The organism is Barnesiella viscericola DSM 18177, from assembly GCF_000512915.1.
Classification (GTDB): Bacteria; Bacteroidota; Bacteroidia; order Bacteroidales; family Barnesiellaceae; genus Barnesiella; species Barnesiella viscericola.
In genome coordinates this window covers 2,542,501-2,566,393 of record NZ_CP007034.1, presented here as the reverse complement: position 1 = coordinate 2,566,393, position 23,893 = coordinate 2,542,501, and the positions used below count along the sequence as shown (strand labels likewise).

The following is a 23,893-nucleotide window of genomic DNA, read 5'->3' as shown; positions in this document are numbered from 1 at the left end:
GGCTGCCCGAATGGTGGAATGGTAGACACGAAGGACTTAAAATCCTTTGGCCATTGCGGCTGTGGGGGTTCAAGTCCCCCTTCGGGTACTGTATAGAGCTGTTAATCATTTGATTTTCAGCTCTATTTATTTTCCCAGGTGTAACATAGGTGTAGCCAAAGGGTAGCCAAAAGCGACAAACAGCCCCCTTGACACAAGGAGTAGCCCCGTTTTATCCCTGATTCGCGAGGATCGGCCAACCGGTAAAAAAGGTATATCTATCTGTAATTCATATACAATGGCAAGCAGGCAAGCGATATAATTTTGTAGGGTAACATTATTCTACAAATAACAGATCGTATGATTCAAAAAATTGTATTCGCCATGCTTATGTTTACCTGTATCGCCCTGCCGGCTCAAAATCGAAAAGGGGGGCACAAGGTGCTTGTCGCCTACTTCTCCCACAGCGGCAATACCCGCACCGTGGCCCAAGCAATCAGTGAGGCTACCGGTGCCGACCTCTTCGAGATTATCCCGCAACAGGATTATCCCACCGATTACGGCACGCTGCTCGATGTGGCCAAACGTGAAATCAACGCCCACAAGCACCCTGCCTTGAAAGAGCGGGTAAAGGATTTTGAGGCGTATGATGTCATCTTTATCGGCTCGCCCAACTGGTGGAGCACCGTGGCTCCGCCTGTCGTCACGTTCATGAAGAGCTACGATTTCTCCGGGAAGACCGTCGTTCCTTTTATGACGCACGGTGGAGGCCGGTTCGGTCATGCCATCGACGACCTCAAAGCGTTGTGTCCCGAGGCCACCTTCCTCGACGGACTCTCGGTGCGCGACGGCTCGGTATCGACCTGCCGCCCCGAGGTCGACAAGTGGTTGAAGCGCCTCAACCTGCTCAAATAGCCCGGCAACAATCCGGGAAATGCGAAGCCCGTGTATGCGACGTATATCCTTGCTCGTTTCCGTCCCTCACGCGATACCTCGTCTTTCCTCGCCCCGCGTAACGGGTTATCCCCTTTCCCCGTTACGCAGACAGCCCGCTTTCGGCGGGCTGTCTTATTTTCAAAACGTACTGATTACAAATGTATTTACCGGACACTTTCTTCCGACCGCTCACGCGAGAGGTTGATGGCAAAGAGCCGCCCCACAACCGGTACCCGGAAGAGTTTGACTCGATGGGTGATGCGGGTATATCGGGCAAAGAGAATAAAAATAAGGAACAGTATACCCAACAGCACGGCATAGCCGAACACCTGCTTGATTGAGACCAGCGTGGCCTGCCGCTGCAACTCGCCGACGTAGGCTGCAAAGGGCACCTGCCCCGTGAGGGGATTCACGGCATCGAGCGTGCCTCCCAAGGTGTAGTAGTTCGACTGCATCGCCATCTTGAAGACCCGCGCCACCAAGGCCGAGGCGATGGGGCCGCCTATACCTTCGCGCACAAATCCCACGGCACAAAGGGCCTGAAAGAAATGCTTGAAGGGGACAATCTGCGACAGGTAGGTGGTGAGTACGGCATAGATCATCACGTTGCCCGCATTTTTCAGGAAGAGGGGCAGATAGAGCAGCTCGATATTCATGTCGGGCGAAATCAGGAAATACATGAGCACCTGATAGGCGACCATCAGCACAAAGCCGATGAAAGTGACCGTCTTATAACTCATCTGCCAACGGGCCATAAAGAGCCATGAGAGGAGGGCTCCCGCAGCCACACCCAACAGACTGGGCACGTTCAGCGAAATGGCGTTGAGGGTGTCGTAGTGGAGTATCCCTCCGGTAAAGGCTCCCTGCAACACCGTCGAGGTGGCCGACAGGCAGTTGAGGGCGAAGAAGAGGAATACCACCGAGCCGAAATTCCGATACTTGAAGGTGTCGTTCTCGATATAGGCATGGCGTATGTGCCACATGCGTTGCAGGCTTAGGAAGAGGAAGAGCCCGGCGCACACCAGCGCCAACCGTATGTATGGCGAGTCGAACCAGTCGTAATAGTCGCCATAGTTGAAGGCAAAGGCGATGAGCAGCAACACCACGCTCCACAGGATAGCCCCCAGCCAGTCGATACCGAACAGCGGCAGCGGCGGACGCAGGTAGAAGGGCCGCAGCAGCCACAGCGACAGAACAATCACCATCAGCAACAGCCCTACGGCCAGGTAGTGCATGTAGTGCCAGCTGTAAAAGTAGGTGAGGTAGGTAGTGACCAACCCCGAGAGTTGTATGCAGCCGAACACCGTGAGATAGATAACCGGGAAGAAGACGGCAAAGTTGCGCGTGGGGGTGATGCGCAGCTGTATCGACGAGAAGCACTCGAAGGTTCCCCACATGCGCAGCGCCCCCGTGAAGAAGCAGGTGATGGAGAGCACCAGCAGACTGTCGGTCGACATGGTGATGAGATTCCCCACGATAAGCCCCACGGCAACCACCGGCAGAATAGTGCGCGTCGGCAGCCTGAATTTCAACCGGAAGAGCACAGGGAATATCATCGTGATGCCGATGAACGAGGCATACCCCGCCATGAGGATATCCTCCTGCATGAGCGTCGTGGCCCCCATCATCTCGCTCACCGACGAGAGGTAGATTCCTCCCGAACACTGGAACACCAGTATGCAGAAGAGGAACGACACCACCCGCGCCCACATGGGCACCCACTCCTTGAAGGCGGGCACCCGGCGCATCAAGTCATCGAGCGGAGTCATGGTCGCGATACTTTACCTCACACTCCACGTTCAGTCCGGCCCGCATCCGGTCCATATTCTCGGGCGAATTTTCCTCCGAGAAGACGATGCGCACCGGGATACGCTGCTCGACCTTCACGAAGTTGCCGGCCGAGTTGTCTTGCGGTACCAGCGAATACTGGGCACCCGTCGCCTTCGAGAGGGACTGTACCCGACCCTTGTAGACGACTCCGGGTATGGCATCGATGGTCATGTCGACCGGCATACCTTCGGCGATGTGAGCCGTCTGCGTCTCCTTGTAGTTGGCTACAACCCACTTCTCGGCCTCATCGACAATCGACACCAGTGTCTGCCCCGGCTGAATGAGCTGCCCCTCCTGTATGGTCTTGCGCGAGGTCACCCCGTCGCAAGGTGCCAGTACCACGGTGTACGACAGGTTCAGTTTGGCCAGGTCGAGTGCAGCCTCGGCCACAGCCACGGCGGCCTCGTTCTGGCTGAGGCGTTGCGACTGCTCGTCTTTCACCAGCGAGGCCGACCGTCTCTGCCGCACCAGCATCTCATACTTGGCCTTCAACGCCTCGTAGTTGGTCTTCACCCCGTCGTATTGCTGCTGGGTAACGGCCTCTTCGGAGAGCAGTTTCTTGTACCGTTCATAATCCTTCTCGGCATTCTTCAACAGCACCTCAGCCTCCTCGATACCGGCATCGGATACTGCCAGATTGTTGTGAGCCGTCGACACGGCCGCACCCATGGCTCCGCGCCCGGCCAAGGCATTCTGGTAGTCGGCCTCGGCCTGAGCCAACCGCAGGCGAAACTCGGCATCCTCGATGAGCAGCAGCGTATCGCCCTTGTGTACGGGAGCATACTCCTCGAAATAGATTTTCTTGATAAAGCCCTGCAACCGGCTGTTCACCGGCACGATGTGCTGTCGCACCTGCGCATTGTCGGTATACTCGACCCGTCCCAGATGGACGAACCGCGAGCACACCCACACAAAACCTATCACCAGCAAGGTGATGACAATAACGTTGAATACTATTTTGCGAGTTCTCTTATTCATGACTGTAAACAATTTATAATGTACCTGTTAAATAAAGAAGTTTGTAATAATTGAAAGCGATGTCGATTTGCGCATTGGCCAGCTGCACCTCGGCCGAGAGCTTGGCGTTGCTGGCATCGAGCATGTCGGTGATGAGCGAAAGTTCGTTTTTGTAACGGTTCTCGATCACGGCATAGTTCTGCCCGGCCAGCTCCACGTTTTTCTTACGGGTAACGAGCTGATCGTAGGCCTCGATGTAGCGCACATAGGCCGCCTGCACGGCCAGGCCGGTCTGCTCGCTCGCATCGTCATATCGCTCCTGCGTGCGGCGTATCGTCAGCTTGCTGCGGCTGGCCGCCTTGTTGGTCTTGTAGAGCGAAGCCAGGTTGTAGCTGATGCCCACGCCCACATACCAGTAGTTGAAATTCTTGTCGATAGGCGGCACCTCGATGGTGATGGGGCCGTCGAAGTGGTTCCCGGCCATGAGGGCTATCTTGGGCAGGCGGTCCGATTTCACAATCTTGTCCTGATGTTTGTTCATCTTGACGGCCAGAGCCAACTGCTTCAATTCGGGCGAATTGGTCATCGCCTCATTCTGCCAGTAGGCCACATCGCCCACAGGCAGCGTGCGCGACAGCAGGGTGGTGTCGGGCTCGATCCACACCGATTCGTCGAGCCCCAAATTGGTCACCAAGTTGCGGTTGAGAATGCCCAGCGTATTCTTGATTTGAACCACGGTAAATTCAAGGTCCGAGAGGAGCAACTCATAGCGGGTGATGTCGTTTTTCAGCGCCAGCCCCTCGCCCTGTTTGGCCCGAATGTCCTTCAACAGCTGACGGGTCTGCTCGATATTCTGCTCATAGACCTTAATCAGGTTGAGCTGCTTGAACAGGTCGAAATAATAGCCGGCCAGCAGGAAGCGCACCTTGTTGCGGTCCTTGGCCCAGTCGAGCCGGGCATTCTCCTCCTGCAACTGCGCTATGGCGATACCGTTAGAGACGGCACCGCCCGAATAGATAATCTGCGATACTTCCAAGGCAAAATTATTTCCCAAGTGAGGCATGGGGGCACGCTCTACCTGCGTGAAATCGCGCTCCATCATCGTGCCGTCGCCCAAATAACTGAACGACAACGAGGCATCAATATCGGGCAGACGGTCGTTCTTGGCGACTCTCACCGCCTCGCGGGCCTCGTCGATTGCAGTAAACGAGGGGCGCAACGACTTGCTGTTGCGGTCGGCCAGAGCAAAAATTTCGTCCAGCGTATACACACGCCGAACCGGCTCCTGAGCACATGCGCCTCCTGCACATAACGATGCACACAGCACTGCTATGGACAAATAGAATTTGTTCATGCGTAAAAAAAATTTATGAATTAAAAAAATGGAATTAACTACTGAAAAAAGATGTATCGACCTGGGCTATTTATCAATCGGAATTGGCCATTCCCCATTGGTGAAACGAATCGAGTTTCGTCAATACTCCACTACAAAAGATGTAATTGCGATAGATTGTATTCTGTTTCATCGGTCTGATGGAGCAATATACTCCATTCGGGGTGTAAAGGTACAAAAAATTGGAATATCAGCACCATTTTTCTCAAAAAAATTTCTTCTCAATTATAATTTATAACTACAATCAGCTTTCTATATCAACCGATTAGTCAAGTATTACCCACTTATCTTTCAAAATCCTGTTCAATCGAAAGGAACCTCCCAAAATTCGCGACGAGCCGCTTCAAAGCAGAGGGCTATTTGCTCGCGGGTAACTTTATCTTCCGAGAGAAGAGGCAACTCGTCCAACGCAAAATAGCCGCTTCCCAACGTCTCGGTATTAGGGCGAAAAGCCCCCTGCTTAACCCGACAGAGGAAAAAGGCTTTACATACATTGTAAGCATACGGAGGTCGGTTGTGCAAATTGCGATCTTGCAGAGCCAACAGGCGCACAACCTCGACTTCGAGACCAGCCTCTTCGAGGACCTCTTTTTCAGTATTTGTTTTAAGGGTTTGATTCACATCGACCCACCCGCCCGGGAGCGACCAGGAGCCGTCGCGCTCCTCGACCAGTAAAATTTTTCCGTCTTTGAAAATAGCCGCCCGGGTATCCAGTTTGGGCGTTTGAAAGCCGACCTCGCTACAAAACAGATGCCTCACCTGCTCATACGGAAGACCGGTGTGACGACTCATAATCTCGGCCGAAATATCGCGTATTCGCTGGAAGCGCTCCAAGTCAAACGGATCTTTCGAGTAGGTCAATCCGGCTTGCGCAATAAATTGTAACTCCTTGGCCCAGTCGAGCCAGGCAGGGCTTTCACTTGCAGATGATTCCATATTTCAATTTTTATCTATAATTTAAAACGGCCCGACAGATAAAAAAGTATAACTCCTGCCTCCAAACCGACAATCGGTAAACGGGGTACAACTATCCGTAATTTGTCTACGCCCGATTTCACGTCTTCCCTCTACCTTTGCTATCGAAAAGATAAACGATGTGCGCTGCCGCAAAGACGGGAAGAAGAGCTTTCTTATGCACAAATGTGCACGAATAGCCCCGTGGAAGAGAAAAGTGTAAGAAAAATTTATAAAAAGTGACTTTTCTCGCAGACCGATTCCCAAAATTAAAAAATCTTTGCGTATTTTCGTAGGTGATTTTTATCTGTGGGAAATCATCACGACACACATCATTTAACTGTAAAAACAAACTTCTATGTTACGAAAAATCAGAATAGTCGCTGCTACTATCTGTTTTGCGCTCATCACCCTGTTGTTCCTCGACTTTACGGGGACAATGCACCTGTGGTTCGGGTGGCTGGCCCGGATACAGTTCCTGCCGGCCATACTGGCCTTGAACGTGGGCGTCATCGTCCTGCTCGTGGCACTGACCCTGCTCTTCGGGCGTATCTACTGTTCGGTTATCTGCCCGCTGGGCGTGTTCCAGGATATTGTCTCGTGGATAGCCGGCAAACGCAAGAAACACCGGTTCCGCTACTCGCGCGCCCTCTCGTGGCTGCGCTACGGCATGCTGGTCATCTTCATCGCCGCACTGGTCGCCGGGTTTGCCTCCTGGGCCGCCCTCATCGCACCATACAGCGCCTACGGCCGCATAGCCACCAACCTCTTTGCCCCGGTCTACCGGTGGGGCAACAACCTGCTGGCTCTCCTGGCCGAGCGCATGGACAGCTACGCCTTCTACTCGACCGAGGTGTGGCTCAAAAGCCTCCCTTCGCTCATCGTCGCCATCATCACGCTGGTGGTTATCGTCGTGCTGGCCTGGCGCAACGGACGCACCTACTGCAACACCATCTGCCCGGTAGGCACCACGCTGGGGCTACTGTCGCGCTTTTCGCTCTTCCGCCCCACCATCGACACCACCCGCTGTAACGGCTGCCAGACGTGTGCCCGCAACTGCAAAGCCTCGTGCATCGATGCCAAGAACCACGCCATCGATTACAGCCGTTGCGTGGTGTGCATGGACTGCATAGGCCGATGCACCCAACATGCCATTCATTACGTGCCCCGCACCCGGGCTGCTAAAAAGGCCGAACACCCGGCTGCTCCCGAAAAACAGACGGGCAACAACTCCCGCCGGGAGTTCCTGACGCTCACCGGTGTATTGGCCGGCAGCGCCCTGCTGAAAGCTCAAGAGATGAAGGTCGACGGCGGACTGGCCGCCATCGAAGAAAAGAAGGTTCCCAAACGGGCTACCCCCATCACCCCGCCGGGATCGCAGAGTGCCTCGCATCTGGCCCAGCACTGCACGGCCTGCCAGCTGTGCATATCGAGTTGCCCCAACCAGGTGCTGCGCCCCTCGGGCAACCTGATGACCTTCATGCAACCCGAGATGTCGTATGAGCGGGGCTATTGCCGCCCCGAGTGCACCCGCTGCTCCGAGGTGTGCCCCACCGGCGCCATTCGTCCCATCACCGTGGCCGAGAAATCGAGCATACAGATAGGTCATGCCGTGTGGGTAAAGGAGAACTGCGTGCCCCTGACCGACGGGGTGGATTGCGGCAACTGTGCCCGCCACTGCCCCACCAGCGCCATTCAGATGGTCGCCTCGAACCCCGACGTGGCCGACTCACCCAAGATTCCGGTCGTGAACGTGGAGCGTTGCATCGGCTGCGGCACCTGCGAAAACCTGTGTCCGGCACGGCCGTTCAGCGCCATCTATGTCGAAGGGCACAAGAATCACCGCATCATCTAACCTTTCAAAACCTCGGAAACAATGGAAAACAAATCGAATAAAAATATAAACCGCCGCAACTTCCTGAAAGTGTTGGGCGGCACGGCCCTCGCCTCGGCCACCGTTCTGCCCGGCTGCAAGAACCGGCAAGAGGCGGCCCATACGGCCACAACCGAAGTCCCCACCGACCAGATGACCTACCGCACCAACCCCAAGACTCAGGACCGGGTGTCGCTGCTCGGCTACGGCATGATGCGGCTCCCCAACATTCCCTCGCCCGACGGCACCCGCAGCACCATCGACCAGGAGGCGGTCAACGAACTGGTCGACTATGCCATCGCCCACGGCGTGAACTACTTCGACACCTCCCCCGTCTACATGCAGGGCGGGTCGGAGAAGTCAACCGGAATCGCCCTCAAACGCTATCCGCGCGACAAATATTTCGTAGCGACCAAGCTGTCGAACTTCTCGAACTTCACCCGCGAGAACTCCATCACCATGTACCGCAAATCGTTCGAGAACCTGCAAGTCGACTACATCGACTACTACCTGCTCCACTCCATCGGCAACGGCGGTATCGAGACCTTCCGGGCCCGCTACATCGACAACGGCATACTCGACTTCCTCGTTGAGGAGCGCAAGGCCGGCCGCATTCGCAACCTGGGATTCTCGTTCCACGGCACCCAGGCGGTCTTTGACGAGGTGCTGGCCATGCACGAGACCGTACACTGGGATTTCGTGCAGATACAGCTCAACTACGTCGACTGGCGGCACGCCTCGGGCAACAACGTCAATGCCGAGTACCTCTATGCCGAGTTGAAAAAACGCAATATTCCCGCCGTCATCATGGAGCCCCTGCTGGGCGGCCGGCTGTCGAATGTGCCCGACCACATCGCCGCCACGCTCAAACAACACACGCCCGAGGCGAGCGTAGCTTCGTGGGCCTTCCGCTTCGCCGGCTCCTTCCCCGACGTGCTCACCGTACTGAGCGGCATGACCTACATGGAGCACTTGCAGGACAACCTGCGCACCTACTCTCCCCTGCACCCGCTCACCGACGACGATCTGGCGTTTCTCGAAGAGACGGCCCAACTGATGCTGCGCTACCCCACCATTCCCTGCAACGACTGCAAGTACTGCATGCCCTGCCCCTACGGCATCGACATACCGGCCATTCTGGTCCACTACAACAAGTGTATCAACGAGGGCAACGTACCCGCCTCGTCGCAGGACGAGAACTATCGCAAGGCTCGCCGGGCCTTCCTCGTGGGCTACGACCGCAGCGTACCCAAGTTGCGCCAGGCCAGCCACTGCATCGGGTGTCACCAGTGTGTATCGCACTGTCCGCAAAGCATCAACATTCCCAAGGAGTTGCACCGCATCGACCGCTTTGTCGAGGATTTGAAACAAGGTAAAGAATTTTAAACCCACATATGGAATACCGCACATTAGGCCACACCGGCATACAGGTAAGTGCCATCGCCCTCGGCTGTGAAGGGTTCATCAACAAGAGCGCCCAGGAGGTAAAAGCCGATTTCGACTTTGCCATCGACCGGGGTATTAACTTCGTCGACATCTACTCGTCGAACCCCGACCTGCGTGCCCACATCGGGCAGGCACTGGAAGGCCGCCGCGACCGCTTCGTCATACAAGGTCACCTCTGCACCGTCTGGGAGAACGACCAGTATCTGCGCACCCGCGACCCGAAGAAAACCATCGAGTCGTTCGACGCCCTGCTCAAAGCGTTGCGCACCGACCACGTCGACGTGGGCATGATTCACTATGTCGACGCCGAGAAGGATTTCCACACCGTCTTCGACCACGAAATCATCGAGATAGCCCAACGGCTGAAAGCCGAGGGGAAAATCAGACACATCGGCATGAGCAGCCACAACCCGATTGTAGCCAGTATGGCGGTAAAGACGGGGCTCATCGATGTGCTGCTCTTCTCCATCAACCCCTGCTACGACCTGCTCCCGCCCAACGAAGATGTCGACGTGCTCTTCGACCAGCAAAGCTATGCCGGCGCCCTGCACAATGTCGACCCGGCCCGCGAGCAGCTCTATGCCCTGTGCGAACGCGAAGGGGTGGCCATCGACGTGATGAAGGTCTTCGGCGGCGGCGACCTGCTGGACCGGGAGAACTCACCCTTCGGCTGTGCCTTCACCCCCGTGCAGGCCATCGACTACGCCCTCACCCGCCCCGCCGTGGCTGCCGTCATGCTGGGCTGCAAGACGCAGGACGAGATAGAAGCGGCCGTAGCCTGGTGCCGGGCTACTCCCGAGGAGCGCGACTACACCGCGGTGATGACCCACCTCGACCGCTTCTCCTGGCGGGGTCACTGCATGTATTGCGGCCACTGCGCACCCTGCACGTCGAAAATCGACATCGCCGCCGTGAACAAATTCTACAACCTGACTGTTGCACAAGGGGAGATTCCCGAAACCGTGCGGGAACACTACAAGGCGCTCGAACATCACGCCTCGGAGTGCATCACCTGCGGCGCCTGCGAAACGCGCTGCCCCTTCGGGGTGAAGATTATCGAGTCGATGCAACGGGCGGCCCAACGGTTTGGCTACTGACACAGTTCACGCAAGAACGACAATGAAAACCTAAACAGAGAGAGACCCTTCGGGCCCCTCCCCTGTGATGCTGTGAGTGCATGCAGCGGGGCAACCGAAAGGAGAGATCTCCGAAACAACCGATTTGTATAACCACAAAGAAGAATTGTATCCACTCATGAGGACCAGATTTTTACTCCTGTTTTCAATGATGGCCGGAATAACATCGGCCCAAATCGACAACACCGACAACAACTCGCTCCTGGCTCTGGCCGGGAATCCCGCCGACCCGATTCATATCAACGAGGTGGTGGTGACCGGCACCCGCAACGAAACCGACGTGCGGCATCTGCCCCTCACCGTCTCGGTCATCGACCGTGAGGAAATCGAGCAGAGCATGCAACCCTCGGTGCTGCCGGTAATCACCCAGCAGGTACCCGGCCTCTTCGTGACCTCGCGAGGCATCATGGGCTACGGCGTATCGGGCGGCGCTGCCGGGAACATCTCGCTGCGCGGATTGAGCGGTGGCTCGGGCCGGCTGATGGTACTCATCGACGGCCACCCGCAATATGCCGGCATCTTCGGCCACCCCATCTCCGATGCCTACCAGTCGCTTATGACCGAACGGGTTGAGGTGCTGCGCGGACCGGCCTCGGTGCTCTATGGCTCGAATGCCATGGGCGGCGTCGTCAACATCGTCACCCGCCGCATGCACGAGGAGGGGGTGAAGACCAACGTCAACCTGGGATACGGCTCGTTCAACACGCTGCAAAGCGAGGTGACCAACCGCATCAAGAAAGGCAAGTTTTCGAGCCTCATCAGCGGCTCGTACAACCGCACCGACGGCCACCGCAAAGACATGGGCTTCGAGCAATACGGCGGCTATGCCAAACTGGGCTATGAGGTAACCCGCAACTGGAACCTGCGCGGCGACGTGAACGTGACCCACTTCAACGCCTCCTACCCGGGTCCGGTGAGTGCTCCGCTGCTCGAAGGCGACCAACGCATCACCCGCGGCATGACCTCGTTTGCCGTAGGAAACAAATATGAAAAGACATCGGGAGCCGCCAGCTTCTTCTACAACTGGGGTAACCACTGGATTAACGACGGTTACACCCCCTCGCTGGGCGAGGACCCGCAAGAGAGCCGCTTCCTCTCGTTCGACAACATGCTGGGTCTGTCGCTCTACCAGAGCACCCGGTTCTTCCCGGGCAACCGCATCACCTTCGGCTTCGACTGGTTCCGTTACGGCGGCCATGCCTGGAACAAGTTCGTGAGCGGCGACAAGGCGGGCACGACGAGCGACCTGGTCGACAAGCACGAGGACGAGCTGGCCGGATATGTCGACTTCCGGCAAAACATACAACAATGGCTCACCCTCGATGCCGGCGTGCGCATCGACCACCACTCGCGGATAGGGACCGAATGGGTACCGCAAGCCGGACTCTCGTTCCACCTGCCCCGCACCATCGAGCTGAAAGCCTCGGCGGCAAAGGGATTCCGCTACCCCATTCTGCGCGAGATGTACATGTTCCCGCCCCAAAACCCCAACTTGAAACCCGAGTCGATGTGGAGTTACGAACTGGCCTTTGCCCAGCACCTGCTCGACAACCGCATCGCCTATGGCATCAACCTCTTCTACATCGACGGCAAGAACCTCATCGTCACGCTGCCCAACCCCAACGGTACGGGTATGCTGAACCAGAATACCGGCAAAATCGACAACTGCGGCGTGGAGGCCGAGGTGAGCTATCGCATCGACCCGCACTGGTCGGTCGAGGCCAATTACAGCTATCTGCACATGGAGAATCCCGTGGTGGGTGCTCCCGAGCACAAACTCTATGCCGGTGCCCAATACACCCACAAACGGTGGACCGTCTCTACCGGCGTGCAATACATCGACAATCTCTATACCGCCGTGGGCAGCAACAGCCAGACCGAAGAGTTTGTCCTGTGGAACCTCAACGCCTCGTTCCGCGTGAACCGCTGGCTCGGCCTGTGGGCCCGAGGTGAGAACCTGCTGGCCCAACGCTACGAAATCAACGCCGGTTACCCCATGCCCAAAGCGACGGTCATGGCCGGTGTAAACCTGAATTTCTAACCGCTTGCCCATCGTAAAAACGTTCGGAGGCTGCCCCATACGAGAAACCCCGGCTTTCATGAGCCGGGGTTTCTCGTATCCATGATTCGTCTTGATTACTCGACAATGGTTGGCGTATCCTTGCCATAGCTGCAATAGCCGTAGTAAGGGCTGTCGGGCTTGTAGCTCTCGTCGGGGAGCCCGGTTTCATCGTCGAGGTAGCGCACATTCGTCGGGTAGGTGCACTGCTCGATTTTGGAGCCGGCACCGTCGTTGAACTGGCCGATGAAGCCCGAAATGCCCGTGCTGGCAAAGCCCCGCATGCGCAAGGTCACATTCTCGGCACTGCACCGGGTAAAGGCTACACCGCGGCCGCCAACCACCTGACCGACCAGACCTCCGGCCTGATAGCCGGTTATCATGATGTCGTCGACGGAGCAATCCTTCAACCAGGTATTACCGCCGCCCACACCGATCCAACCGATGAGACCGCCTACATTCTGAGTCTGCAAACCGTCGGAAGCTCTGATGCGCACGTGACGGGCCTGCACATTCTCGATATTGACCACCGTACTGTAATTGGCTCCGGTGTAACCGATGCAACCGGCAAAGTAGGCATACTCCTGACTGTGGTCGACGGGGTTACCTTCGGTATCGACATCGACCTCGCTGTTGGCCAGGCCGTTGATGGTAATGTTCTCGAAGGTCAGATTCTTCATCACCCCTTCGAACTTACCCCACACACCGGTATAAGCATGATAGGTACCCAATACGAAGGGCCCCAGTTTGTATTCATACACGGCACCGAACTGCCCGTTCATCGAGAAATTGCGCAGCACATGACCCTGACCGTCGACCGTATAGGTATTTTCGCCGGTCGTATAGATGGGTTTCCAGTCCACACCGCTCATATCGATGTCGTTCTCGATGAGAATCGTAGTCACCGCAGCCTTCCGCTGCTCGGCACCCTGGTCGTCGGTATAGCTCTCGGTAACCATGTCGTAGATGTGGTCGGGCAACCAGGCAAACTCTTCACGCGTGTAGATGTGATAGGTCCTCACCGCCTGACCGCTGGCATTGCGGATCTCGTCACAGGCCGGTTCTACCGGGGTCACCGGCGAAGCGCTCCACCACTCCTGTCCGTCGGTCCACCCGTTGACAAAGCCCTCGTCGATGTCGATGGTCACACTGCCGCCCACAGTAAGCAAGTTACCCAGAACCGTGGTGAGGTAGTTGCGCTGTATGGGGATATTGGTCGTGAAATCTTTCTCCACGATAGGAGCGTCGCCTTTGAGCATCTCTACATTGAAATGGATAGCCTGCTGGGCATCACCGGCAATGAGGTAATCGACAAGCAGGGTACGGTTTCCGGCGGTAGCGTCATAGCCCCCTTCATAGAGCTTGTCGCCCGCCTCGTCCTGTGCGAGAGCCGCCGTATAGACCGTAGCAACGTCGGCATCGGCACTGCCCGCAGCCTCGCCGGTAACGGCATTCAACTCGGCAAACCGGGTACAATCGTGATAAGCCACCTTGAAGTTATCGGGCATCGACATACCTTCGGCGCCCCAATCGGTCGTCACTACCCGCAACTTGGCAAAGGGGCGTTTCAGCGTCATGGTCTCCCCGAAGGTCTGCGACACCGCAATATTCTTGGAGAAGAAATAGGCATCGCGGCTCTCGTCGTTCAACTGAGCCTCCGGAGCATCTTGTATTGCGATACGAGTGAAATCGGCCGTATTGTAATGCAAGTCAGCCGTCTCGCCCTGCCGCACATAGTCGGCCCAAGCCACAAACTTATAGGTATTGTTGGGAGTGAGCCTAAATTCAAAAGCCACCGGTCCATAGGTGTCGACCGTCTGAACCTGCGGTGCGACAAGTTGCGTCGAACCGTCTTCCGTGTAGACCGCCACCTGATAACGAAGATCGTATTTACTCCAATCCACATTTGTCAGGCCTCCATAGGCACTGTTGGTCCCCGGCATGGAACGTGTCACTTGCATCACCTCGGGAACTTCGAATCGCAGGCTTATCACATCGCCATGCGGATTCAACCCGGGTTCTTCCGTCATTTCGGAACAGCCGGTTGCCAGTCCCAGCAACGCTATTCCTATCAGATAACAACTCTTGTTCATAACAAAATCTTATATAATGATTAACTGTATATATCCTTCTCAATCGGGTATCACCACGACAAATTCATCATCGAAGCCATCGTCGATACCGATGTCGCCGCTGCCCACGTTTTGAGTCAGGAACGGACCTCTCAGGACAGTCTCCCGATTACGGTACAACGGTACATCGATATTCTGGTAATGGTTCACCTCATCGCCATTTTCGTCATAGACAAACACATCGATAAGCACATGATCTTCCCGACCATCGTCGGTGAGCACATAGTCATAGGCCAGCAGCAGAGAGCCGTCGTCGGCCACCGTTACCGGGGTCATATCCATGTCGCGCGACTCGATAAACGCGTTGAGGGTCGATGTCTCCACGTTATACCCCACGCTCACATACTGCTTATAAACAATCTTGATTTGCAAATCGTTTACCGACAGCGCTCTCTTCTTGGAAAACTCCTCCAAATCGGTTGCCCACAGACGAAAACGTCCCGAAGGTCGTTCCATGTGGACCGTCACGATAGGGTCGCCGGCCGGAGTGATTGAAGCGAGATTCCCCACAATCCCTACCGACACCTCATTGCCACGACGATTCGACATAACCGAAAAGTCGCAACTGCCTGCCGCCGAGTTCTTGTGGTGATTGACTTGCAGCGTCTGGTCGACATTCTCCTTCACTGCATTCAGCCGATGGGTATCATAGTGCCAATCTCCTGTCTGGGTTTCGGGCGTGTAATCGCCCCAGGCCAATACTCGGTAATATCCCTCGGGCACATGGAAGGCCAACGTGTCCTGAGGCGGTTGTGCCAAACGGTCGGCAACTATCTCGCGCCGTTCGTACAATAGCCCCTTATCCACCGTAGCACTGGCCGAAGGTAGCCGATACAGTTCGACAACAAATCGTGTACACAGGCGTTCATCGGGCACATAAGCCCGCGATGGTTCGGGGGTCAACTCCTCTTCAAAATATTCGCCCTTCTCATTATAGTTCAACCCTTTGTAATATACAGGCGGCGTGCGGTCGGCATTCAGTTCGACCAGCACCACTACATCGGTCGAACGGGGATACTCATGAATCGTCCGGTCACAGGCCAATATTCCTTCTGCCACGAGACAAGCGAGTATCATCTTACCTATCAGTCTCTTTGCTCTCCCACACATCTCTATTCTTACCTTTTACGAGGAAAAGCCCACTTGTACGACAAACTGATACCTGCCCGGGTAATCCCCCAATACCAATCGGAGCCCGACTTGAACAGAGGCCCATCGGGTCGATTCCGATACACATCGTAATCATATTCGGCAAACCCGACACCAAGAGTAAACTCCACTCCCCACTGCTTCGATTTGCCCCACGAAAGAGCATAACCATAACTCACTCCCATACCCCACAGAGCATGGTTGGGGTCCTGGTAGCGCCCCTTGTCGTTGAGAGCCACATTGAACCCGACCACATGAGTATGAAGTCCCACGAAATGGCCCTGCATCACCGAGCCCGGCCACCACCGCAACTCGGGCTGGGTAGCCAATACACGCAACTTGCGTGTGGGAGTAAGGTCGTATGGCGAATAAAATACCGGTATATCCAGAGTTCCGTGAGACCATAGCTCCACCTCGACACCCGCATTGGCTACGGTAGCTGCCAGAACTAGCAGATTGCTCTTGACGGCCAGATGCCACGGACGTTTCTCTTCGTCCCGACGCAAGAGCGTCGAGAACAACATAGACCGGAACTCGGGTTTTGCACAACGGTACAGAGAGAGCCTGGCCGGAGCGGCCGAGATTACCCGGGGTTGTTCATGGCAGACGATGGCCAGGCGGGCATTGCGGAAAGGAGGAAAGAGATCGTGTATAATCCGGTGCCACGTGTGTCCGCCATCGAGCGCAATAATCTGCTGCTTGCGCTGCGCGGCATCAGGCTCACGTTGCAAAATAGCCAAAACCTCCTCCCGGTAGGGTATCTGCGCCCCATGCTTCAAAGCCAGTTCAAACGAGTACCAGTCCTCACCCAGATTCACCACCTCCATCTGCTCCTGCCGGAAACCGACCTGCTGCGACAAATAGCGGGCCAACGCCTGTGAACGGTATTCGCCCAAACGGTAGTTCCAGTCCAAAGGTCCCTCGGGCGAGGCACTGCCCCCTATCCACACACGGGCGATGCGTACGGTCGTGTCGCTTTGCAGACTGCGCAGCTCCTGCACAATCGTGTCGAGCTGGCTGTTGGGTTGCAGGTCGTACTTATTGACTCGAAACACCACAGGTATAATCGATGTATTGTGGGAATAATAAACCGAATCCATCTGGCTTGGAGGCAAAAAAACGACATAATCGGGATAAGTACGACACAAAGCCTGTGACTTCAAGGGCTGCCGTGCATGAACTGTTCCCACAATCCATGTACTCCAGACGAACAATAACAGTCCCCTTTTTATATGATTACAGCTATCCACCCCTATTGATATTTTTATATAAAAACACGTATGGGTATTTTTGTTTGCTTCTCTATTTGTTAATAATCACAAACGCAAAGATAATTTATGGGGCTCAATCAGAATAGAATTCGTTAATTTCTTTAAATTATATTTTATCAAAATACAATATCCTGATTCCTAAACTATTAAATATAAAAAAGAGAAGTCACAGCAATGCTGCGACTTCTCTTGGAGATACCTCTTGACCAATCACTCAACGCTTAAAACATCAGTTTCATGCCGGCAAAATAGCTGCGGGGCATGGAGGGGCCGTAGATATAGCCCGAGTCACGCTCCTTGCCCTGGTCGAAATCCTTCTGATAGGCATTGAAGATATTCTGCACCCCGGCATTGACCTGCAAGGTGATGGTCTTGTAAAGCGAAAAATCATACGACACCTTGGCCGTCATGTCGAAGAAGTCGGGGGCCGTCACCGCCACATCTTTGGCAATGTAACCCGCCATGTGCTGCACGAGCATGGAGCCCGTGTAGGTCCCCGACAGGGCAATGTTCAACGGTTTGACGGGGGTATAGGTAGCGGTAAAATAGCCATACCAGTCGGGCGTGCGGAAGATGCGCTTTTCGGCCGGGACCAATTCGTCGTCGCTCCAACGCTCGGCCCGGGTGTAGTGACTCTGTTGCCAGGTAACGCCGGCCTGCAACTGAACGAGCGAGAGATAGGCTACCTTTCCCTCAACCGTCACACCGGCCACCTGGGCACCGGCGCCGTTACGACGCTCCTTCACCGTGGCATTGTGGGTCTGGTCGAAACCAATCTCTTCGAGTACGAACACATGGTTCAACCGGGTGTAGAACCCTTCGAGCAACAGGTTGCACTGGAAGGGGCCGAAGCGACGGTACATGTCGGCCGAGAGGCTCACACTGTGCGATTTCTCCTCTTTCAGGTTAGAGGCCTGCTGGATAATCGTCCCTTCGCCACCTACGGCAGCCACGTGCAAATCCTCATCGTAGGTCTGGGGAGCTCGGAATCCCGACGAGTAGCTGGCCCGCAGATTGATGTTGGGCGTAGGGTTGAAGCGCACGTTAGCCCGGGGACTGAAAATCACATGGTCAATAAGATTATGCTTGTCGAGGCGACCGCCCACCAGGAAACTCCACCGCTCGTTCTTCCACTCGTTCTGCAAGAAAGCACTTTCGATGTGCACCTCCTGACGGGTGGTGCGGTGGTATCCCTTCATCTCGTCGCGCAACTTGTCATAGTTATACTCGATGCCCGCGGTCAGGTCGGCCGGCATGAACAGGCAGCGGTCGAAGCTGTACACATACTGTCCGCCGGCCACGACGGTCAGGTCGGTAGTCGCCCCATAGGCATCGAGATTCTGCTTCGTGCCGTAGTAGCTCTCGCGGTCGATGTGCTGAGCCGAGGCATACAGGTTGATACGATGCTTCTCGTTGGGGGTAAAGAGGTTGTAGTTGAGACCTCCCCCATTAATCGAATGGTTCAGCTGCTCGGCTATGTCGGCCTCGTGGGGCGGACGATTCAACAGGTTTCCCCCTCGACGGAATTCGCCAATGTGGTGGTATTCCAAAGTGAGCTTAGAGTAGTTGCTGGTTTTCAGGTAGGAGCGCAGTCCTATCGTCTGAGCCCTCAAAGCGGGCAACTCGGTAAAGCCGTCGCCATCGTGGTCGTAGCCGGCCCGTTGCCGGTTCTGCCCGAAGACGTAGAGCCCCGCCTTGTTGTTGTCGGTCACCAGCGAGGCATTGAGCGAGGTATTGTTTTCGAAGTTTCCGCTACCGCCAATTGAGGTGATGCTGTGGGCAATCGACCCGCTGTTGCGCAACGGTTCCTTGGTAATGACGTTGATGGTTCCCGCAATGGCCGACGAGCCGAACAGAGCCGACCCTCCACCGCGCATCACCTCGACTCGCTCGATCATATTGGCCGGAATCTGTTCCAGCCCATATACCCCCGACAGCGCACTGAATATGGGCCGCGAATCAATCAGTATCTGCGTGTAGGGACCATCGAGCCCGTTGATGCGCACCTGCTGGAACCCGCAATTCTGGCAGTCGTTCTCGACCCGCACTCCCGGCTGGAAATTCAACCCTTGGGCCAGGTTGCCCGAGTTGGTATTCTCGAAAGTCTTTATATTCAATACATTGACCAGCGTAGGCGCCAACTGCCGCGTGGTCTCGCTGCGGTTGGCCGACACCACGACCCCGTCGAGAGCGACGGCACTCGGCTCGATTTCAAAGTCGATTTCAAGTGTCACCCCCTTTTTCAACGACACCGGCCGGCGACTGATCTCATACCCTACCGACGAGGCTTCGAGCACAAAATCACCTTCGGGCAGATTTTTCAAAAGTAGTGTCCCGAGGCATCGGTCATCGTCCCCACGGTCGTACCCTTCAACGAAATGGTAATGTAGGGAAGATGTTCCCGGGTACTCTTGTCGAGCACATGTCCCACAATATTGATATCCAATGTTTTTTTAGCTGCCGTCTCGGAATGCAGAAGGCCGATGCACCCCAGGCACATCGCCAATACGATGATATATTTCTTCATTTTTTTCGATTCTGAATAATAAATAACCTGTTCTCCCCCACTCGCCGAGAGCAGGAGAAAACCTTTGATTTGCATTTGTGTACGTTGGAATATTTACAGAATCGAAACGGGTGGAGCCCGCAGCCCGTGAGCCTTCAACTTGACCGAGGGAAGAGCCTCTCTGACACAAGGGTAAAGCAGCCTGACAAAAGCCACCGAAACCGTCGCAAACACAACCCCTACCGACGGAGTGGAGGTAGTGAGATGCGACAGAATATGAATGAGCTGAAACTCGGTAGTCGTGTGACTGTGATGACCCTCGGGCTTGTAGGGGTGAGAGTGCACGATGGTCACCCCGTTTACCACGTGGGCGTGGGTAAACAGCGAAATGCAGCCTATATAGGAGATAAACAATACAGGCAGAAAATATTTCGCAATATGACGGAGCAGCCGGTTCACTCGGTTCTCTTTTAGGAGGAGGGCCAAAGGTAAAGATTTCCAAGCTATTCTCCAAACCTTTGAGAGAATTAGCGATGGACCGATGGATAAGGAGAGGGCCATTTTATCTATTTATCCTTTCCCCGACGAATCAAAAGCAACAGCCCGATGTAGGTAAACAAGGCATTCAGTATCAACAGCTCGTAACTGAACGAGTAACCGCCGAACCACTCTTGCGAATGGCGATCCAAAATGAAACAGAGTATCGGTGAGACGATGGCGACCAGCGGGATATAGCGGTCTCGCACCGGTGTCTTGACCGACAGGCCAAAGGCAAACAGCCCCAAGATGGGACCATAGGTATAGCTGGCCAGCGTATATACGGCATCGATTACACTCGTATTGTTCAGCACGTTGAAGATGAATATCACCACACCCATCACGACAGCCATGCCTATATGCACCCGTTTGCGCAGATGCGACACCTGCTCCTCGCTCTTGCCCTTCACGCCCAGAATATCGACCGTAAACGAGGTGGTCAGGGCGGTCAAGGCCGACCCGGCTGCCGAATAGGCCGACGAGATGAGCCCCACCACAAACAAGATGCCCACAATCCCGGGGAAATAGCCCTGTTTCGCTATCCACGGGAACAGCTCGTCGCTCTTCGCCGGTATGGCAATGCCATAGGCCGAGGCATAGACATAGAGCAACACCCCCAGCATCAGGAACAGAGCGTTGACAAAAAACTGGGCGATACCGCTCGTAATCATGTTCTTTTGCGAATCTCTGGAATTCCGGCAACTCAGGTTGCGCTGCATCATATCCTGATCGAGTCCGTTCATGGCAATTACCGTGAATACCCCCGCCAGGAACTGCTTGAAGAAATACCGCTTGTCGTTCACATCGTCAAAGAAGAACATCTGCGACATCTCCGACCCACGTATCGTCTGCCACAGTCCCCCCAGGTCGAGATGCAGCCCCCGGGCTATATAGTAGATGCACAGCACGACCGAGACGACCAGACAGACGGTCTTCAACGTATCGGTCCAAATCAGCGACTTCACCCCACCTCTGAACGTATAGAGCCACACCAGCCCCACCGTAAAAACCACATTCAGCACAAACGGCAGGTGCAGCGGCTCGAATACCAGCAACTGCAAGACTACACACACGAGGAAGAGCCGCACGGCCGCCCCCAGCATCTTGGAGATGAAGAAGAACCAGGCTCCCGTGCGATAGGAGGCGATACCGAATCGGGTTTCGAGATACTCATAAATTGAGACCACATTCATGCGGTAAAAGAGCGGCACCAGTACATAGGCGATGAGCAACTGTCCCACGACAAACCCCAGCACCATCTGCAAATAGGAGAATCCACTGGCGGCCACCATGCCGGGCACCGAGATGAAGGTCACCCCCGAAATCATGGAACCAATCATGGCAAAGGCCACCACAAACCAAGGCGACCGCCGGTTACCCACGAAAAAACCCTGACTGTCGGCCCGGCGACCCACGGCATACGAAATGGAAAACAAGACTATAAAGTAAGCGAATATCGTGATTAAAACTACAACAGGTGTCATCTCTTTCTGTCTCTATCGGGGTTCAACCATTCTCTTTACTCTTCATACAGCAGGTAAGGCCGCCGCAGCTCCTTGAATCGGGCCACATCGTCACGCCACATCGCCTTAATCTCATCGGCCGACTTTCCCGCCTCAATCATGGGGCGCACATAATCCACCCCGATCAGCTTCTCGAAAAACGAAGTGAAAAAGCGGTCACCCATACCCAGATTGCGATAGGCATCTATCAGATATTCGAGGTCGAGCCCCCGGGTCCAAATCACCTCAGGCGAGAGCCCCCGTAAATCTCGACCGTAGCAAAGCTGGTCCCGAAGCGGTGGATTCTTGGCCCCCTTCACGCTGCGAGGCGTGAAGGAAAAGTCACCCCCCTTCATATCGGGGTGTCCATACACCTGGAAAGGCCAATCGGTCCCCCGCCCCAAACTCACCGGCGTAGCCTCGAAATAACAGAGCGAAGGATAAAGATAGACCGCCTGCATGTTGGGCAAGTTGGGCGATGGAGCCACCGACAGCACATAGTGCGTCTGATGCGTGTAGTGAAGACACGGCACCACCGTGAGGTCGCACTCCCGCCCTGCGGTCAACCAATGCTCGCCATTCACCATACGGGCCAGCTCGCCCAGCGTCAGGCCATGCACCACCGGGATAGGCAACCACCCCACCCCCGACTTGTACTTCATGTCGAGAATAGGGCCGTCCACATAATGCCCGTTGGGGTTCGGACGGTCGAGCACAATCACCCGTCGGCCAAACTCGGCACAAGCGTCCATCAGTTTCACCATCGAAATATAATAGGTGTAGTAGCGCAGCCCTACATCTTGAATGTCGACCAGCAGCACATCGAAAGTACGCATCGCCTCGTCCGACGGGCGACCCGAACGCCCGTCATACAACGAACGAATCCGTATTCCCGTCTTGGCATCAACCGACCCCGACACATGTTCGCCCGCATCGGCATCACCGCGAAAGCCATGTTCCGGCGAAAAAATCGTCACCACATTCACCCCATCGTCCACCAGCATATCCACCAAATGACGGTCACCTACCCGCCCCGTATGGTTCGAGAAAACAGCCACCCGCTGCCCCTCCAAGGCCGGATAATACAAGTCCGTGCGCTCAGCCCCTACCACCACACGTGGTTCGGCGGCATACATAGCCAACACATAAACAATCGCCACCAAAAACAGGCTAAATTTTTTCATGCTTCCTATACCTATCATTCCACAACTCATTTACAAAAATTCTACCCCACAGCCACAGTCATTCCGAGTCCAGGAATCGTCGATAACGCAACATCGCATCGGCAATATCGGGTTGCATCTCGTCCTTGAAAAAGGAAACTTCTTGTTTTGGGTGCCAGTTACCCACCACCTGTCCATCGTGAAGAATCACCGGATAGAACAAGCCGTTACTACTATGCACCCGATGGCGGAACTCCTCTTCAAAAGCATGGTACCGACTTTTATAGCCAATGAGATATTCGTCATACGACGGCAACAGAATCGTCTGCCGACGGTATCCCCTCACCCGGCAATCGCGATGTATAAAATAAGTCTCCCCGGCATACGACTCGGCAATCAACTCACTGCGAATCGACTCGATGGCTGCCCGACACTCACCTACACCCAGATTCGACCACCACACAAAATCTTCGAGCGTGGCGGGAGCATGGCTCTGGAAATACCTGCGGACCAACAAAGCAAGAGCCTCTTCCCGCAACATATCCGGGACCTGAGGTATTCGGTCATCGACCAGAGCATAAGTATTCTGACGATTGTCCAACACGCCGCTACAAATAACTCCGTCCGCCTCGGCTCGGCGCAAATAGATTGACATCGTATGAGCATCATCAACAAGACCCAGCTCTTTGAGTCTTCGCAGAAGAGTATCCTTCGACACCGAGCCCTTTCCCTCGAGCGACCGACGAATAAGGTCATTGGCACGCTCATACTCTCGCTCTTCGAGTCGCTTTCCGTGATATGCCAAATAACCCCGAATAGCCAACCTGTTTTTATCGGTACACAACGAAAGCATCCACCGATAATCCTCGGCTGCCACCAGTTGCCACGTACACCGAAACAGATGAGCCCGCACGATACGTCCCATATCGTAAGCCTCCCGAAAAGCAGCCATCGAAGGTTTCTTCACTCTCGTACCTACCGCCCAGCGCATCATCTTATACTCCTGAGCCTGCAACATACCCATCCATGACACCAAATCGTGTACATCAGAATATTGCGGAGAGACCAAC

At 55.1% G+C, this 23,893-nt stretch carries 16 protein-coding genes, 1 tRNA gene and 1 pseudogene (1 of these 18 cut by a window edge); 6 read left to right on the top strand and 12 right to left on the bottom strand.

Annotated elements, in window-relative coordinates; all coding sequences use genetic code 11:
• Positions 1 to 4: 4 nt before the first annotated feature.
• Together BARVI_RS10625 and BARVI_RS10620 are read left to right on the top strand one after the other, a co-directional pair.
• A tRNA-Leu gene (locus BARVI_RS10625) sits at positions 5 to 88 on the top strand.
• 251 nt (positions 89 to 339) lie between these two features.
• Complete coding sequence (locus BARVI_RS10620; protein WP_025279225.1) at positions 340 to 894, top strand: flavodoxin; 555 nt, start codon at positions 340 to 342, stop codon at positions 892 to 894.
• A gap of 185 nt (positions 895 to 1,079) precedes the next feature.
• Here BARVI_RS10620 and BARVI_RS10615 read toward each other — a convergent pair whose 3' ends face one another.
• From BARVI_RS10615 to BARVI_RS10600, 4 genes are all read right to left on the bottom strand, one after another.
• Positions 1,080 to 2,684, bottom strand: a complete 1,605-nt coding sequence (locus BARVI_RS10615) for an efflux MFS transporter permease (protein ID WP_025279224.1) — start codon at positions 2,682 to 2,684, stop codon at positions 1,080 to 1,082.
• A complete protein-coding gene (locus BARVI_RS10610) occupies positions 2,668 to 3,723 on the bottom strand; it encodes an HlyD family secretion protein (RefSeq protein ID WP_025279223.1) in 1,056 nt (351 codons plus the stop codon). The genes BARVI_RS10615 and BARVI_RS10610 overlap by 17 nt, the downstream gene beginning before the upstream one ends.
• A 13-nt stretch (positions 3,724 to 3,736) precedes the next feature.
• The gene (locus BARVI_RS10605) at positions 3,737 to 5,056 is read right to left on the bottom strand and encodes a TolC family protein (protein ID WP_025279222.1); all 1,320 of its coding nucleotides are present in this window, start codon (positions 5,054 to 5,056) and stop codon (positions 3,737 to 3,739) included.
• 342 nt (positions 5,057 to 5,398) lie between these two features.
• Complete coding sequence (locus BARVI_RS10600) at positions 5,399 to 6,031, bottom strand: NUDIX hydrolase N-terminal domain-containing protein (protein WP_025279221.1); 633 nt, start codon at positions 6,029 to 6,031, stop codon at positions 5,399 to 5,401.
• 376 nt (positions 6,032 to 6,407) lie between these two features.
• Here BARVI_RS10600 and BARVI_RS10595 point away from each other — a divergent pair, with 376 nt between their 5' ends.
• The 4 genes from BARVI_RS10595 (at position 6,408) to BARVI_RS10580 (ending at position 12,545) form a co-directional block, all read left to right on the top strand.
• Complete coding sequence (locus tag BARVI_RS10595) at positions 6,408 to 7,904, top strand: 4Fe-4S binding protein (RefSeq protein ID WP_025279220.1); 1,497 nt, start codon at positions 6,408 to 6,410, stop codon at positions 7,902 to 7,904.
• Positions 7,905 to 7,925: 21 nt separating this feature from the next.
• Positions 7,926 to 9,308 (top strand): aldo/keto reductase, encoded by a 1,383-nt coding sequence (locus BARVI_RS10590; RefSeq protein WP_025279219.1) that lies wholly within the window; start codon positions 7,926 to 7,928, stop codon positions 9,306 to 9,308.
• Between the two features lie 8 nt (positions 9,309 to 9,316).
• Positions 9,317 to 10,465, top strand: a complete 1,149-nt coding sequence (locus BARVI_RS10585) for an aldo/keto reductase (RefSeq protein WP_025279218.1) — start codon at positions 9,317 to 9,319, stop codon at positions 10,463 to 10,465.
• Positions 10,466 to 10,622: 157 nt separating this feature from the next.
• Positions 10,623 to 12,545: a TonB-dependent receptor gene (locus BARVI_RS10580; protein WP_025279217.1), complete on the top strand. Its 1,923-nt coding sequence runs from the start codon at positions 10,623 to 10,625 to the stop codon at positions 12,543 to 12,545.
• Positions 12,546 to 12,640: 95 nt separating this feature from the next.
• Here the strand turns inward: BARVI_RS10580 and BARVI_RS10575 are convergent, their stop codons facing one another.
• The 8 genes and pseudogenes from BARVI_RS10575 to BARVI_RS10540 form a co-directional block, all read right to left on the bottom strand.
• A complete protein-coding gene (locus tag BARVI_RS10575) occupies positions 12,641 to 14,656 on the bottom strand; it encodes a DUF6562 domain-containing protein (protein ID WP_025279216.1) in 2,016 nt (671 codons plus the stop codon).
• Positions 14,657 to 14,695: 39 nt separating this feature from the next.
• Positions 14,696 to 15,754, bottom strand: coding sequence for a DUF6562 domain-containing protein (locus BARVI_RS10570; RefSeq protein ID WP_157232585.1), 1,059 nt, complete (start codon positions 15,752 to 15,754; stop codon positions 14,696 to 14,698).
• Between the two features lie 59 nt (positions 15,755 to 15,813).
• Positions 15,814 to 16,944, bottom strand: a complete 1,131-nt coding sequence (locus BARVI_RS10565; protein WP_025279214.1) for a DUF3575 domain-containing protein — start codon at positions 16,942 to 16,944, stop codon at positions 15,814 to 15,816.
• 392 nt (positions 16,945 to 17,336) lie between these two features.
• A pseudogene (locus BARVI_RS10560) lies at positions 17,337 to 19,615 on the bottom strand (TonB-dependent receptor).
• A 120-nt stretch (positions 19,616 to 19,735) separates the two neighbouring features.
• Positions 19,736 to 20,080, bottom strand: a complete 345-nt coding sequence (locus BARVI_RS13530) for a hypothetical protein (protein WP_025279213.1) — start codon at positions 20,078 to 20,080, stop codon at positions 19,736 to 19,738.
• Positions 20,081 to 20,187: 107 nt separating this feature from the next.
• Positions 20,188 to 21,642, bottom strand: coding sequence for a sodium:solute symporter (locus BARVI_RS10550; RefSeq protein ID WP_025279212.1), 1,455 nt, complete (start codon positions 21,640 to 21,642; stop codon positions 20,188 to 20,190).
• A 35-nt stretch (positions 21,643 to 21,677) separates the two neighbouring features.
• Positions 21,678 to 22,844: an exo-beta-N-acetylmuramidase NamZ family protein gene (locus BARVI_RS10545; protein WP_025279211.1), complete on the bottom strand. Its 1,167-nt coding sequence runs from the start codon at positions 22,842 to 22,844 to the stop codon at positions 21,678 to 21,680.
• Positions 22,845 to 22,902: 58 nt separating this feature from the next.
• Positions 22,903 to 23,893 carry the 3' portion of a winged helix DNA-binding domain-containing protein gene (locus BARVI_RS10540; protein WP_025279210.1) on the bottom strand. It continues 35 nt past the right edge of the window, so the window shows 991 of its 1,026 coding nt (coding positions 36–1,026); its start codon lies beyond the right edge, outside the window; it ends in the stop codon at positions 22,903 to 22,905.